Below are 14,644 nucleotides of genomic sequence, written 5' to 3'. Positions count from 1 at the left end.
TGTCGGCCCTGTCCTCAAGCAGAGCGCGACCGGGCGGTTTTGGTTGCTCGATCACGCACGATGTTCGCCGGAGTCACTCCTTCGGACCAGCGTGCGAGCTGCTCGCGAATCAGTCGCAGGGCGCGCGGCAGGAAGGCGGACGAGCTGCCGCCGACGTGCGGGCTGATCAACACACCGGGTGCGAAGCGCAGCGGGTGGTCGGCCGGCAGCGGCTCGGGATCGGTGACGTCCAGCGCCGCGCGCAGCCGGCCCGCGCGCAGTTCGGCGAGCAGTGCGTCGGTGTCCACGACCGGTCCGCGTGCGACGTTGACCACGAGCGCGCCGTCCGGCAGCCGGGCCAGGAAGTCGGCGTCGACGAGGCCGCGGGTGTCCTCGGTGAGCGGGACGGTGAGGATCACCACATCCGCGTGCGGGAGCAACCCGGGCAGGTCGGCCATCGCCCGGATCGGTCCGTGCGGCCCGGAACGGGCGCTGCGGGCGACCCGGACCACGTCCACCTCGAAGCCCTGGAGCCGGCGGTCCACCGCCTCGCCGATCGCCCCGTATCCGACGATCAGCACCCGCTTGTCGGCCAGCGCGGGATAGAACCCGGACCGCCACTCCCCCGCGTCCTGGCCGCGGACGAACGTCGGGATGTCGCGCAGCGCGGCGAGGGTGAGGGCGAGCGCGAGTTCGGCGGTGCTCGTCTCGTGGATGCCGCGGCCGTTGCACAGCACCACGCCGGGCGGCAGGTGGGGCAGTACGTGTTCGTAGCCGGCGGTCAGGGCCTGGATCACCCGGAGCCGGGGCATCTCCGCGATCCGGGTCAACGGCACACGGTCGAACGTGTAGGGCAGGACGTAGAACTCCACGTCGGCGGCGGTGTCCGGAACCGGGACGCCGAAGCCGTCGTAGACGTCGACGATCGAGCCGTCGCCGAGTCCGCCGGGGAGCGGGGCGAGTTGCTCCAGGGTGTACGGGACCCAGATCCTGCCTTCGGTGACCATGACAGGAACTCTAAATGTCGTGCCGGGCTCCGCTTTCGCGGGCTCGGACACGGCCTATGGTCGAGAGATCTCCGAAAGGTGGTGTTCTCCGGTGCGCGCACATCGTCCGAAGCCCCGTTGGCCCTCCCTGGTGCTCGCCGTCGCGCTGGCTGCCGGACTCGCCGCGTGCAGTTCCGACGACGACTCGTCGTCCGGCAAGGCCACGCCCCGGCCCACCGCGCCGGTGGCCGCGACGCAGCCGCCGAACGTGCCGGCGGGGCCGACCGCGACCGGGGTCGTCGAGCCGGTCGTCGCCGGCGAGATCGCCCGGGACCTGAACACCCCCTGGGGCGTGGCGCTGCTGCCGGATCGGGACGCACTGGTGTCCTCGCGCGACACGGGCACGATCACCCGCCTCGGCCCGGGCACCGTGCCGCCGGTGGTGGTCGGCACGGTGCCGGGTTCGGTGCATCGCGGGGAGGGTGGCCTGCTCGGGATCGCGGTGTCGCCGACGTTCGCGACCGACCACTTCCTGTACGCGTACCTCACCACGGCGCAGGACAACCGGATCGTGCGGATGACCTATGTGCCGGGGCAACCGCTGGGACAACCCGAGGTGCTGCTCGCCGGGATCCCGGCGGGCTCGAACCACAACGGCGGCCGGATCGCGTTCGGCCCGGACGGCATGTTGTACGCGGGCACCGGCGAGGCCGGGCAGAAGCCGTCGGCCCAGGACAGGTCCTCGCTCGGCGGCAAGATCCTGCGGCTCACCCCCGATGGCCGCCCGGCGCCCGGCAATCCGTTCCCGAACTCCCCGGTGTGGAGCCTGGGCCACCGCAACGTCCAGGGCCTGGCGTGGGATTCGACGGGGCGATTGTGGGCGAGCGAGTTCGGCCAGGACACCTGGGACGAGCTGAACCTGATCCGCTCCGGCGCCAACTACGGCTGGCCGGCGGTCGAAGGCAGCAGCGACAACCCCGAGTACATGAACCCGGTCGCCCAGTGGGCCACCGACGACGCCTCGCCGAGCGGCATCGCGATCCTGGGCGACGTGGTGTACCTGGCCGGCCTCAAGGGCGAACGCCTGTGGCAGGCCCCGATCGTCGGCTCCACCGTGAGCGAACCCAGGGCCCTGTTCCAGGGCCGGTACGGCCGGCTGCGCGCGGTCGTGACCGTCGGCTCGGGCGAACTGTGGCTGGTCACCAACAACACCGACGGCCGGGGGACGCCGCGCAAGGGGGACGACCGGATCCTGCGCCTGGTATCGGGCTGAGTTCCGGCGCGGGCGCCGGTTCCCGTCCGGTTCGGACGACGTCCGAGGCGGACGTTAGCGTGGGGCCCGAGGGAGGGGATTCATGAACAAGGGCCTGCTGTTGGTGCTCAGCGAGCTTTCCGATGCCGACGTGGAGCGCGTGTTCGTACGGTTGGCGGGATTGCGCGGGATCCACGCGACGGTCGCGGACGAGATGCGCGTGTCGGACGCCCTGGTCGAGGCGCTCGCCGTCCACGGCGGTGCCGAGGCCCTCGTTCGGGCCGCCGCCAATCCGCGACTGACGTCGAGTCAGCTGTGCTTGTTGATCGAGGCCGGCGGCGACCCGGTGGTGGCCGGGGCCTTCCCCCCGGACGCGGACGCCCCGGACGCGAACGCGGGGAATGCGGGAGCCGGGGATGCGGAAGCCGGGGCCACCCCTCCCGAGGGTGCCGCCGGCGAGGCGGACCACGCCCTCGACCGAGGGCGACGGGAGCTGCGCCGGCCGGGAGTCGCCGCCGAGCGGGCGCTCGCGCTGCTGCGCGCGCATCCCGTGCTGGCGCACACCGCCCGCCGGGGCGGACCCGCAGGCGTGCTGCACACCCCGGATGCGCCGGTGACCCGGACCGAGGCGCTCGACCAGGTGGGTCCCGCGCTGCGGGCCGGGGTGCTGGCGCCGCGCGAGATCCTGGTCCGGATGCGGCCTGCGCGCGTCGCCGCCCAGGTGCTCGCGGTGGTCTCGCGGGAACACTCCTACGTCACCGGCGAGGTGACGATCCACGAGTTGCTCAGACCCGGCATCGTGACCACCCTCGGCGCGAATCCGGCCGCATGGGCGCACCTGGCCCGCACACTCGGCCGCTTCACCGGCACGCTGCCGGAGTTGTTCGCCGCCGCCTCGGCGCACCGGGGCGAGGCCGCGATCGAGGTGCCCGCCGCCGTCCGGCCGTCCGTGGTCTTCCTGCTCCGCCGGCTGAACACCGACGAACTGACCGCCCTCATCCCGCATCTCGACCACGCGGCGGCCGCCGCACTGCTCCCGGGCAACGTGCCGCCGCTGCCCAACGTCGCCGAGGCGGCGCTGCGTTGCGGACACCCCGCGCTGCTCGAAGCGCTCGCCCAACACCAGAGCATCGGGCGGCACTACGCCAACCGACTCAAGGACCTCGGCGACGACCACCTGGACGGCCTCCTGGTGGACAACCGCTCCGGCGTCACCGCCGAGTTGCGGCGCGAGATCTACGCCGGCCGGCGGGCCGACCGGCCCCGCGTCCCGATGCACCCGGACCTGCGGGCCAAGTTGATCGCGGAACCCCCCTTCGGGAGCGAGCCCGAGGCGTACGCGCTGTCCGGCGACCCGGCGCTGGTGGACCACGCGCTGCCGCGGTGCGAGGCGCGCAAGCTGCGCCGGATCGACTGGATCGACATCGTGCTGAGCCTGTGGGAGCGGGCCGATCCGAGCGTGACCGGCGACATCCTCGACCGGCACGGCGCGCTGTTCCCGGACCGGATCCGCAGCACGGCCCGGGCCGCGTTGGCCACCGACGACCCCACGCCGCTGCGCGAGTTGCGGGCCCGCTGGGATCGGGGGCCGCGCGCCGAACCGCCCATACCCGAACATCGCCGGCCGCCCATCGACCGCATCCGCGATACACCCCTGGACCAGTGGCACTCCTGGCTCACCGCCGCGGTCACCGCGGGCGAGTTGGACACCGAGGAGGTCGTCCGGCACGCGCGCCCGGCCCGGCACGCGTTCGAGGCGCTGGTCTCGATCGACGCCTATCAGTGGGCCCCGGGCAACCCGCGTCCGGCGCTCGCCCGACTCGCGAAGCGGATCGGCGCGAATCCGGAGGCGTGGGTCGTCCTGGCCGGGCTGGCCGCCGACTTCGAGGGCACCCTCGGCGAACTCGCCGACCTGTCCTGCGCCGCGGCGGGGTAGCGCGCTCCGGCCTCGGGTCAGCCGTCGACCAGGTGCAACCGGTGGGCCACCGCTGCGGCTTCGCCGCGACCGGTCACCTCCAGTTTGGCCAGGATGTTGGACACGTGGACGCTGGCGGTCTTGACGCTGATGTACAGCTCCTCGGCGATCTGTCGGTTGCTGCGGCCGTCGGCCACGAGCCGCAGCACATCGATCTCACGCGGCGTCAGGGTCGGCAGCGGCGTGCCGGTGTCGCCCTGGGCGGTGGGGGCCATCCGGGCGCGGCGGGTGAGCAGGTCGATGAGTTCGCGCAGGGTCTTGGCGTCCAGGAGGACGGCCACCTCCGCGGCGGCGGCCAGCGGAGCCGCGGCGGCGTCGCGGTCGCCGGCGGCCAGGAGCGTCTCCGCGTGCCGGAATCGGGCCCAGGCCGTGCGGTACGGCTGCTCGGTCAGCTCCCAGGCGCAGACGACCCGCCCCCACAGCTCGGCGTCGTCGGTGCCGGCCGCCCGAGCGAGCTCGGCCTTGACCAGCGATTCGTACGCCGCGTCCAGCGCGCAGTCCACCGCGAGCGAATCGGCCATGGCCGCGATCCGGTCGGCGATGTCCTGGCGGGTCTTCAGCTCGGACTCGCGCGGACGCACGGTCGAGGTGCGCGCGTCCGCCTCGTTCGCCGCCGCGTCCGCCAGCAGTTGCCACATGTAGCGCTGGTGGCCCGGCGGGCAGCCGACCCCCTCCAGGGCCGCGATCAGCGCCTCGCGGGACTCGTCCAGCCGGCCCTGCGCCTCGGCCACCCGGATCTCGGCACGCGCCAGCGGGATCCCGTACTGCGCCTCGACGTAGCGCGAGCCGGCGGCCAGTCGGGAGCGCTTGAGATGCGCGGTCGCACCTCGCACGTCGCCGCGGGCCAGGCACAGGTCGACCAGTTGCAGTTCCAGGTGGCGGGTGGTCTGCGGCCCGGGGTCCAGGTCGAGGGTCTTCTCCACCAGCGTCTCCAGGTCGGCCCAGTCGCCGGCCGAGAGCAGCGACTCGGCGAGGTTGCCCAGCGCGAACGAGCCCGAGGTGCGGGTGAGTCCGCGCTCGGCGGCGATGTCCATCGCGCGCCGCGCAGCCACCGCGCTCTCCCGGTGTCGGCCCAGGCCCTCCAGCAAGGACGCCTTGTTGCTCAGGATGTGCACCAGGCTGTCCGGCTCGCTGCTGCTGATCGCGTTCTCCTCGGCCAGCGCGAGTTGCGCCATCCCCTCCTCGATCCGGCCGATCTGCACCAGGCTGCACGCGAGCGTCTTGCGCGCCTCCGCCTCGATGTCGGGGCTGTCCACGGTGCGCGCCTGATCCAGCGCGAGCAGGGCCTCGGCGATCGCCTCGTCGCCCTCGCCGTCGAGCATGCGGTCCCGGGCGATGTGCGCGAGCACCCGGGCCTGTTCCATCGACGGCGGCAGGCCCTCCAGGATCTGCTGTGCCCGGCGCAGCTCCGGCATGCCCGACGAGCGGCACAGGTTGCGCAGGCTGCGGGCCTTCTCCCGCCACAGGAACGCGGCCAACTCGGGTTCGGCGACCGGGTCCACCAGTTCGATCGCGCGCTTGCAGAAGTGGATGGCCAACTCGCGCTCGCTGCCCAGTCGGGCCGCGGTGACCGCCTCCATGTAGATGTCGAGCAACCGCCGACCGCTCAGCTGTTCCGGATCGGGCACCTGCTCCCACAGCAGCAGCGCCCGCTCCAGCAGCCTGGTGCGCTCGTCGAAGGCATACCGCTCACGTGCCGCCTCGGCTGCGGCGAGCACCGCCGGCAGCGCCTTGACCGCCTTGCCGGCGTGGAACCAATAGGTCGCGATCCGACCGCGCAGCTCGTCGGCGGCGACCAGGTCCGGGCAGCGTTCGAGTGCCTCGGCGAAGGTGGCGTAGAGCCGGACCCGCTCACCCGGCATCAGGTCCTCGCGGATCGCCGTGCGCACCAGCGCGTGGCGGAACTGGAACTCCTCGCCGACCGGCACCAGCACATGCGCGGACACCGCCGTGCGCAGCGCCTCCTCCAGGCGATCCGGCTCCAGCCAGGAGACCTCGGTGAGCAGCCGGTGGCCGACGGTGACCCCGCCTATCGCCGCCAGTCGGATCACCTTCTGGGTGTCCTCGGACAACTCCTCGATCCGGATCAGCAGCAGATCGCGCAACGTGTCCGAGATACCGGTGAGTTGGCCGTCCCGGATGCTGCACGCGAGTTCCTCGACGAAGAACGCGTTCCCCTCGGACTTCTGGAAGATCTGGCGGATCAGCCGGCGCGGCGGCTCCTCGCGCAGGATGCCGCGCAACTGGTCGCCCACCTGGGAGCGGGTGAGTCGGGCCAGGTCGATCCGGGAAACACTGTGCACCCGATCCAGCTCGGCCAGGAAGGATCGCAGCGGATGCCGCCGGCCGACCGCGTCCGCCCGATACGTTCCGACGATCAGGATCCGGCCGGTGCGCAGCAGCCGGAACAGGAAGCCGAGCAGCTCGCGGGTGGACGAGTCGGCCCAGTGCAGGTCCTCGATCGCGATCACGAGTGTGCGGTCGCCGCCGAGCCGCTCCAGCAGGCCGAGCATCAGCTCGAACAGCCGGACCCGGTCGAACTCGCCGTCGCGCGCGATCGTGCCCGGCGCCAGGTCGGGCAGCAGCCACGCGAGGTCGCGCTCGCGCCCGGCGACCGCCTCGGCCAGCTCGGGGCCCAGGCGGCGGGACAGGGTGCGCAGCGCCGCCGAGATCGGCGCGAACGGCAGACTCTCCGCGCCCAGCTCCAGACAGCCGCCGACGGCGGTCACCGCGCCCTGTGCCTCGGCCCGCTCCAGGAACTCCTGGAGCAGGCGTGTCTTGCCGACGCCGGCCTCGCCCCCGACGAGCACGACGCCCGGCGTGCCCTCGTCGGCGTCGCGCAAAGCCGTGAGGAACCGCGCCATTTCCAATGACCGGCCTACGAACACGGGAGAAACAGAAGTACTCGCCACAGTGCCGAGCATGTCATGTTCCTTCGCTTCGCAGCCGGGGTTTTCACCCCCGGCGAAACCCGTTTGCGCAGGTCAACCAAGGGGTTTCGGCGAGCGTGGCGGGCATCACGTGCTCACCGCGCGTGCTGGTGCAGGCCGGATACCCGCCACCCGATCAGGCCGCGATCGGAACTGAGCCCCCCGGCACCTTGGCCGGTTCGCCGCTCCTCGCGCCGGGCCACCCGGGCCGCCTTGGCCGCGGCCCGGCCCGCCCGCAGCGCCTCGCGGACCACCCGGTCCTGGTCGGCGGTCGCCCGCAGCTCGCGCTCACGGGCCCGAAACAGTTCGTACTCCAACATGGTGTCGACCTCCTGGTCACCCGAGCCGGTCGCTCCGGCTCGTGGTACGAGCCTCGCGTCCCAGGGGGCCTGCGGGCATCGGTCGGATGCCGCATCCGTGGTGCTCGACTCGTCCCGGATCGATCTAAGGCGCCTCGGGAGAACCCGATAAGGGGGTCGAACAGACCTGAGGAGAACCCCGGTCGAACATCGCGTCGTGCCGGTTCGTGGGCGTATACCGGGCCTACGCCGGGCCTACGCAAGGGGTCCGCAGGACTGCGTAAGGCTGCGAAGGGCTTACCCGTGGCCCGCGTCCGACCCGTACACGGCCGAGACGACGAAGGGCCCTCGGTCGCATCGCGACCGAGGGCCCCACTCGGTTCCACCGAGCGGTCCTTCGTCAGGACACGCCCAGGCGCTCCAGGATCAGCTCGCGCACCCGGGCCGCATCGGCCTGCCCGCGCGTGGTCTTCATGACCGCGCCGACCAGGGCCCCGACCGCCTGCACCTTGCCGCCGCGGATCTTGTCGGCGATGCCCGCGTTGGCCGCGATCGCCTCGTCCACGGCCGCGCCGAGCGCGGAGTCGTCGGAGACGACCTTGAGCCCGCGCGCCTCGACCACCGCGTCCGGCTCCCCCTCGCCGGCGAGCACGCCGTCGATCACCTGGCGGGCCAGCTTGTCGTTCAGCTCGCCGCTCTTGACCAGCGCCGACACCCGGGCGACCTGGGCCGCCGTGATCGGCAGCGTGGCCACCTCGACGCCGCGCTCGTTGGCCCGCCGGGACAGCTCGCCCAGCCACCACTTGCGCGCCGCGTCCGCGTCGGCCCCGGCATCGATCGTGGCCAGGATCACGTCGAGCACGCCGGCGTTGACCATCGACTGCATCTCGAAGTCGTTGACGCCCCACTCGGCTTGGAGTCGGGCACGCCGCAGCGACGGCAGCTCGGGCAGCGTGGCGCGCAGTTCCTCGACCCACTCGCGCGCGGGCGCGACGGGCACCAGGTCGGGCTCCGGGAAGTAGCGGTAGTCCTCGGCCTCTTCCTTGATCCGGCCGGCGGTGGTGCTGCCGTCCTCCTCGTGGAAGTGCCGGGTCTCCTGCACGATGGTGCCGCCGTCGGTCAGGACGGTGGCGTGCCGCTGGATCTCGAACCGGATGGCCCGCTCGACCGAACGCAGCGAGTTGACGTTCTTGGTCTCGCTGCGGGTGCCGAACTTCTCCCGGCCCTTGGGGCGCAGCGACAGGTTCGCGTCGCAGCGCATCTGGCCGAGTTCCATCCGGGCCTCGGACACCCCGAGTGCGCGGATCAGCTCGCGCAGCTCGGCCACGTACGCCTTCGCCACCAGCGGGGCCAGTTCGCCCGCGCCCTCGATCGGCTTGGTGACGATCTCGATCAGCGGGATGCCGCACCGGTTGTAGTCGAGCAGCGAGTAGTCCGCGCCGTGGATGCGACCGGTCGCGCCGCCCATGTGCAGCGACTTGCCGGTGTCCTCCTCCATGTGCGCGCGCTCGATCTCCACCCGCCAGGTCTTGCCCTCGACCTGGACGTCGAGGTACCCGTCGAACGCGATCGGCTCGTCGTACTGCGAGGTCTGGAAGTTCTTCGGCATGTCCGGATAGAAGTAGTTCTTCCGGGCGAAGCGGCACCACTCGGCGATGTTGCAGTTGAGCGCGAGGCCGATCCGGATCGCCGACTCGACCGCGATCGCGTTGACCACGGGCAGCGCACCGGGCATGCCCAGACAGGTCGGGCAGACCTGGCTGTTGGGCTCCGCGCCGAACTCGGTCGAGCAGCCGCAGAACATCTTGGTCGCGGTGCCCAGCTCGACGTGGACCTCCAGGCCCATCACCGGGTCGTAGGTCTCCAGCGCGTCCTCGTAGGACATCAGGCTGGTGGTACTCACAGGACGTCGGCCTCCGTCAGCTCTTCCTCGACCTCGCGCATCGCCCGGATCAGCAGCGCGAAGCCGGTGACCACGGCGGCGGCGCTGATCACCGCGTCGGCCAGCTCCAGCTTGTCGTTCTTGCCGCGGGCCTCCTTGATCTGCTTGAGCACACCGATCGCGCCGAACAACTGCATGCCGACGCTGAAGACCTTGGCGACGTTGCTCTTGGGGGCTTTCTTCTTCTTGGCCATATCGACTCCTCGAAAAGTCAGAGCGCGGGTGCGCGGTCGAGCAGCGGGGCACCCCAGCGGGACAGGTAGGCGGCCTCGACGGCGGCACCCACCCGGTACAGCCGGTCGTCGGCCATGGCCGGCGCGATGATCTGCAGGCCGACCGGCAGGCCGTCCTCGTCCGCGAGGCCGCACGGCAGCGACATCGCGGCGTTGCCCGCGAGGTTGGACGGGATGGTGCACAGGTCCGCGAGGTACATCGCCATCGGGTCGTCCGCGCGCTCCCCGATCGGGAACGCGGTGGTCGGCGTGGTCGGCGAGACCAGCACGTCCACCTGTCCGAAGGCGGCCTCGAAGTCGCGCGTGATGAGCGTGCGGACCTTCTGGGCCTGGCCGTAGTACGCGTCGTAGTAGCCCGAGGACAGCGCGTAGGTGCCGAGCATGATCCGGCGCTTGACCTCGGCGCCGAAGCCGGCCTCGCGGGTCAGCGACATGACCTCCTCGGCCGAGTGCTCGCCGTCGTCGCCGACCCGCAGCCCGTAGCGCATCGCGTCGAAGCGGGCGAGGTTGGACGACGCCTCCGAGGGCGCGATCAGGTAGTACGCCGGCATCGCGTAGGTGAAGTTCGGGCAGGAGATCTCGACGATCTCGGCGCCCAGCTCGCGCAGCAACTCGACCGCCTCGGCGAACCGTGCCAGCACGCCCGCCTGGTAGCCCTCGCCGCCGAACTCCTTGACCACGCCGATCCGCAGGCCCTTGACGCTGCCGCTGCGCGCGGCCTCGACCACGTTCGGCACCGGGGCGTCGATCGAGGTCGAGTCGAGCGGGTCGTGCCCGGCGATGGCCTCGTGCAGGAGTGCGGCGTCGAGCACCGTACGTGCGCACGGGCCGCCCTGGTCGAGCGAGGACGAGAAGGCGACCAGGCCGTAGCGGGAGACGCCGCCGTAGGTGGGCTTGACGCCGACCGTGCCGGTGAGCGCGGCGGGCTGGCGGATCGAGCCGCCGGTGTCGGTGCCGATCGCCAGCGGCGCCTGGAAGGACGCGATGGCGGCGGCCGAGCCGCCGCCGGAGCCGCCCGGGACCCGGCTCGGGTCCCACGGGTTGCCGGTCGGGCCGTAGGCGGAGTTCTCGGTCGAGGACCCCATGGCGAACTCGTCCATGTTGGTCTTGCCGAGGATGACCACGCCCGCGTCCTTGAGCCGGCGGGTCAGTGTCGCGTCGTACGGCGGCTTCCAGCCTTCGAGCATCCTCGACCCGCAGGTGGTCGGCACGCCCTTGGTGGTGAACACGTCCTTGAGCGCGAGCGGTACGCCGGCCAGCGGGCCGAGCCGGTCGCCGCGCGCACGGGCGTCGTCGACGGCCTGGGCCGCGGCCAACGCGCCGTCCGCGTCCACGTGCAGGAAGGCGTGCACCTTGGCGTCGACGGCCTCGATGCGGTCCAGGTGGGCCCGGGTGACCTCGACGGCGGTGACCTTGCCGTCGGCGATGGCGGAGGCGGTCTCGGCCGCGGTCCAGCGGATGGTCTCGGTCATGGCCGTCACTCCTCTCCCAGGATGCGGGGCACCCGGAAACGCTGCTCTTCGGCGGCCGGCGCACCGGACAGCGCCTCCTCGGGGGTGAGCCCGGGGCGGATGACGTCCGGCCGCATGACGTTCGTCAGCGGCAGCGGGTGCGAGGTCGGCGGGATGTCGTCGGCTGCGACCTCGGCGACGCGGGCGACCGCGCCGATGATGTCGTCGAGCTGCGCGGCGAGGTGATCAAGCTCCTCGGCCCCGAGCTCCAGCCGCGACAGCCGGGCGAGGTGGGCGACCTCCTCGCGCGTGATGCCAGGCATGCAGGCGGGTTCCTTCGGTTTCGTCGGGTGTGGGCGCCAAGTCTATTGCGAAGCCGGAACGGATTCCGTGACGGACCGACCCGTCCGCACCGCGCCCGGCCGCGGACGGTTGGCCGGCCCTCGCGACGGCACCGCGCCGCCGCCCAGGTGCGAATATTTCCGGCCGGATGGCACATCTCGTCGAACAACCCGGAAGTAACTTCACTCAAATGCCAACTTCCGTTACCGACTGGGTAAGAGAACCTTGCGAAGCCACTCTCCGGTCTGCGTCCCCCCGCGTCGATCGGCCCTTCGCACAACTCTTGGGCCCGGCGTCCGAGAGCGCGCTCGTCAAGGACTCGGGGCTTGGGAGGGGACACGATGGCCGCCATCGTGCTGGTACACGGGATCGCGCAGGAATACAGGTCGGCCCACACGCTCGAGGAGGAGTGGGTCCCACGGCTGGCCCGGGGAGTGAAGGCCGCGGGGTTTCCCGAGGTCGCGGATCGTCTGTGGAAGTACCGCCACACCCGTCGCGGGATCGACGCGCGGATGGCGTTCTACGGTGACCTGCTCCGCCGACACCCGTCGCAGGGCGAGATGATCGACGAGACCATCCAGCACGAGGTGACCGCGCGCATCGGTCGCGAATGGCTGGATCGTGCCGCGGTCCGCGGTTCGGTTCCGCCGGAACGGCAGCGCGCGGCAAGGGAGATAGCCCGCCTGGAGGGCGGTCCGGGGGAGACGGGTCGCACCGTCGTGCTCTCCCCCACGTGCGGGCTCGCCGGGCTGCGCTGGTTCGCCGCCGACGGGCCGGGCTCGGCCGGCGGCTTCGTGAACAAGGCGCTGACCCAGCTGACCCGATACCTGACGGATGATCAGACCAGAAATCGGGTGCTCGATCGGGTCGGTGCCGAGATCGGCTTCGACACCAAGGTGGTGATCGGGCATTCGCTCGGTGCGGTGGTCGCGTACGAACTCGCCCACCGGCTGCGCAGACCACTGCCGTTGTTGATCACGCTCGGGTCGCCGCTCGGGCCGGACACCGTCGTCGACTCGTGGGTGCGACCGCAGCCCGCGCAGCCGCCGGCATTCGTCGAGAACTGGGTGAACCTGGCCGATCGCGACGACCTCGTGGCCGCGGATCCCACCCTGTCGCGGATGTTCCCGGTCCCCGCGGACGGCGGGCCGGTGCTGCGGGGTGGTTACACCGGCGAGCATGGGGCGGAACCGCACAAGGCCTGTTTCTACCTTCAGCGGCGCGAGATAGGTCGGAGCGTGGGGTTGGCCTTCGGGACATAGCTCCGTACGCACGAGCCGTGCGGCCGACCGGGCGAGGCCCTCGGGCGGGCCGGCCTGCGGCCCGCTGTCCTCGAGCGCCGGACGGGCTGCTCGGCCTCGAGCGCCGGCCGGGCCGGATTTTCGGCCCGGTCGGCGCTTGAGGTTGCCGCACGAACTCGGCGCTCGAGATCGGCGCGGTGCGGGTGGGCTTTCCGGTCAGGGGAGGGTGGACAAAATGTCGTGGACTATCGGGCCTGCCGAGCCGCTGCCGGTGATGCCCGCCTCGACCAGGCAGGCGATCGCGACGTTGCCTCGGTAGGCGACCAGCCAGCCGTTGTTCGGGCCGTCCTCGGTCACCTCCGCGGTGCCGGTCTTGGCGCCGACGTCGCCGGGCAGGTCGGCCAACACCTTGGCCGAGCCGTCGGTCACCGTGGCCCGCATCAGCTTGCGCAGGTCGGCCACCACCGGTGCGCTCAGGCCGCGGGCCTCGGCGGTGGGTCGTTGTCCCTTGATCACCACCGGCTGGCGGAACTTGCCCGAAACCGCGGTGGCCGTCGCCGAAGCCATCACCAGCGGGTTCGCCTGCACCGTGCCCTGGCCGAACATCGCGGCCGACTTGTCGGTCTCGTCCACCGGCGGCGGGACCTTGCCGTCGAAGGACGCGATGCCCGTCTTCCACTCCCGGCCGATGCCGAAGTGCTCGCTCGCGAACCGGCCCAGTTCGTCGTTGCCCAGCTTGCCCCGCAGGTTGACGAACGCCGTGTTGCACGAGTGCATGAAGTCTTCGCGGAACGTGGCGCCGCGGATCTCCGAGGTCTCCACGTTGTGGAACTGCTTGCCCACGGTGAGGTATTTGGGGCAGTCGACGACGTCGCTCGGCGTGACCGCGCCCTTGTCGAGCAGGGCGGCCGTGGTGATCACCTTCATCGTCGAGCCCGGCGCGTACCGCCCCATGAAGGCCCGATTCATGCCGGTGGTCGGCGCGTTCGCGAGGGCGAGCACCTCGCCCTTGTCGATGCTCAGCGCCACCAGGCCGACCAGCCGACCCTTCGCATGCCGGGCCACCGCCGTGTCCGCCGCGCGTTGGAGCCGCGGATCGATCGTGGTGGCCACCGGGCCACCGCCGGCGGCCGGCTTCGGTGCGCCGAACTCGGCCTCGGTGGACTCGACCGCGCCGGTCTGACGGTTGATCAGTTGTACCGCCCCGCCGGCCGATCCGCCCGCGCCGCCGGTCGCGCCGAAGATCGGGGTCAGCGACGGGTGGTCGGCCGGCGACAACACGCCTCCGTCGCGGTCCAGCACCTTCACCGTCGAGCCGCCCGCCGTGCCCTTGGTCAGCCGGAACTTGGCCGCCGCACCGAGTTTGGGATGCACCAGCGACGGCTGCCACTTCACCAGCCACCCGCCCGGTCCGCCGCCCTTGGTCAGCGCGAGCGTCGAGGCGTAGTTCCAGGTGCCCAGCCCGCCGACCGGCATCGCCGCGCCGAACGGCACCGCCACCTCGCCGTCGGTCGCCGCCTTGGCCGGCCCCGGAGTGAAGGTGGGCGCGGTTATCTCCAAGCCGACGGTGAAGCTGCGCAGCGTGGTCTCGGCGGTCCGCGGGTCGTCGGTCAGCGCGGCCGCGTCCGCCCAGCGCCCGGCCGCCCAGTGGTCGAGGAAGACCCGCGCCGCCCGATCCGCCTCGGCGCCGCCTGCTCGCGCCGGCCCGACCCGGTCCTCGTCCGAGTCGCCGAACCAGCGATCGGCCGCGGCCCAACCGCCGCCGCCCAGCACCAGCGTTCCGGCCACCAGGAGCGCCGGCCAGGCCCGTCGCCGCCTGCCGGTCCGCCGGGACCGTTCGGGCCGCCGCCCTTCCCGGAGCGTGCTCGGCCCGAGCGGCGCCGGCCGGTCCGAGCCCGCCCCCGCCCGTGCCCGTTCGGCCCGATCCGCTCCCGCCGACCCGCCCACCCCGTACGACCTGTCCGCCGTCATGTCCGGCCCTCCCGATCTCCGCGTGCTGCCAGGAGAACAGGGA

11 protein-coding genes are annotated in these 14,644 nt (G+C 72.2%); 3 read left to right on the top strand and 8 right to left on the bottom strand.

Annotated features, from left to right (window positions below; translation table 11 throughout):
- Positions 1-14: 14 nt before the first annotated feature.
- Positions 15-986, bottom strand: a complete 972-nt coding sequence (locus tag ACIBM5_RS13075; RefSeq protein WP_396006924.1) for a 2-hydroxyacid dehydrogenase — start codon at positions 984-986, stop codon at positions 15-17.
- 127 nt (positions 987-1,113) lie between these two features.
- Between ACIBM5_RS13075 and ACIBM5_RS13070 the strand changes: the two genes are divergently transcribed.
- Together ACIBM5_RS13070 and ACIBM5_RS13065 are read left to right on the top strand one after the other, a co-directional pair.
- The gene (locus tag ACIBM5_RS13070) at positions 1,114-2,238 is read left to right on the top strand and encodes a PQQ-dependent sugar dehydrogenase (RefSeq protein ID WP_396007099.1); all 1,125 of its coding nucleotides are present in this window, start codon (positions 1,114-1,116) and stop codon (positions 2,236-2,238) included.
- An 82-nt stretch (positions 2,239-2,320) separates the two neighbouring features.
- The gene (locus ACIBM5_RS13065; protein ID WP_396006923.1) at positions 2,321-4,153 is read left to right on the top strand and encodes a hypothetical protein; all 1,833 of its coding nucleotides are present in this window, start codon (positions 2,321-2,323) and stop codon (positions 4,151-4,153) included.
- 17 nt (positions 4,154-4,170) lie between these two features.
- On the opposite strand, the gene ACIBM5_RS13060 is transcribed toward ACIBM5_RS13065, so the two are convergent.
- The 6 genes from ACIBM5_RS13060 to gatC all read right to left on the bottom strand — a co-directional run bounded on the left by ACIBM5_RS13060 (position 4,171) and on the right by gatC (position 11,370).
- The gene (locus ACIBM5_RS13060; RefSeq protein ID WP_396006922.1) at positions 4,171-7,116 is read right to left on the bottom strand and encodes a helix-turn-helix transcriptional regulator; all 2,946 of its coding nucleotides are present in this window, start codon (positions 7,114-7,116) and stop codon (positions 4,171-4,173) included.
- Positions 7,117-7,217: 101 nt separating this feature from the next.
- Positions 7,218-7,442, bottom strand: coding sequence for a hypothetical protein (locus tag ACIBM5_RS13055; protein WP_396006921.1), 225 nt, complete (start codon positions 7,440-7,442; stop codon positions 7,218-7,220).
- A 379-nt stretch (positions 7,443-7,821) separates the two neighbouring features.
- On the bottom strand, positions 7,822-9,306 hold the full coding sequence (gene gatB / locus ACIBM5_RS13050; RefSeq protein WP_396007098.1) for an Asp-tRNA(Asn)/Glu-tRNA(Gln) amidotransferase subunit GatB: 1,485 nt from the start codon (positions 9,304-9,306) through the stop codon (positions 7,822-7,824).
- Between the two features lie 14 nt (positions 9,307-9,320).
- A complete protein-coding gene (locus ACIBM5_RS13045) occupies positions 9,321-9,557 on the bottom strand; it encodes a hypothetical protein (protein WP_020556325.1) in 237 nt (78 codons plus the stop codon).
- A gap of 17 nt (positions 9,558-9,574) precedes the next feature.
- Positions 9,575-11,068, bottom strand: coding sequence for an Asp-tRNA(Asn)/Glu-tRNA(Gln) amidotransferase subunit GatA (gene gatA, locus ACIBM5_RS13040; RefSeq protein ID WP_396006920.1), 1,494 nt, complete (start codon positions 11,066-11,068; stop codon positions 9,575-9,577).
- Between the two features lie 5 nt (positions 11,069-11,073).
- Entirely contained in the window at positions 11,074-11,370 is a 297-nt protein-coding gene (gene gatC, locus ACIBM5_RS13035; RefSeq protein ID WP_355535084.1) for an Asp-tRNA(Asn)/Glu-tRNA(Gln) amidotransferase subunit GatC, read from the bottom strand.
- Between the two features lie 360 nt (positions 11,371-11,730).
- Here gatC and ACIBM5_RS13030 point away from each other — a divergent pair, with 360 nt between their 5' ends.
- Complete coding sequence (locus ACIBM5_RS13030) at positions 11,731-12,651, top strand: alpha/beta fold hydrolase (protein WP_396006919.1); 921 nt, start codon at positions 11,731-11,733, stop codon at positions 12,649-12,651.
- A 195-nt stretch (positions 12,652-12,846) separates the two neighbouring features.
- Here the strand turns inward: ACIBM5_RS13030 and ACIBM5_RS13025 are convergent, their stop codons facing one another.
- Positions 12,847-14,601 (bottom strand): penicillin-binding transpeptidase domain-containing protein, encoded by a 1,755-nt coding sequence (locus ACIBM5_RS13025; RefSeq protein WP_396006918.1) that lies wholly within the window; start codon positions 14,599-14,601, stop codon positions 12,847-12,849.
- Positions 14,602-14,644 lie beyond the last annotated feature (43 nt).

It is taken from the genome of Embleya sp. NPDC050493 (genome assembly GCF_044458105.1).
GTDB lineage: Bacteria > Actinomycetota > Actinomycetes > Streptomycetales > Streptomycetaceae > Embleya.
This window is presented reverse-complemented; position numbering and strand designations above follow the sequence as displayed.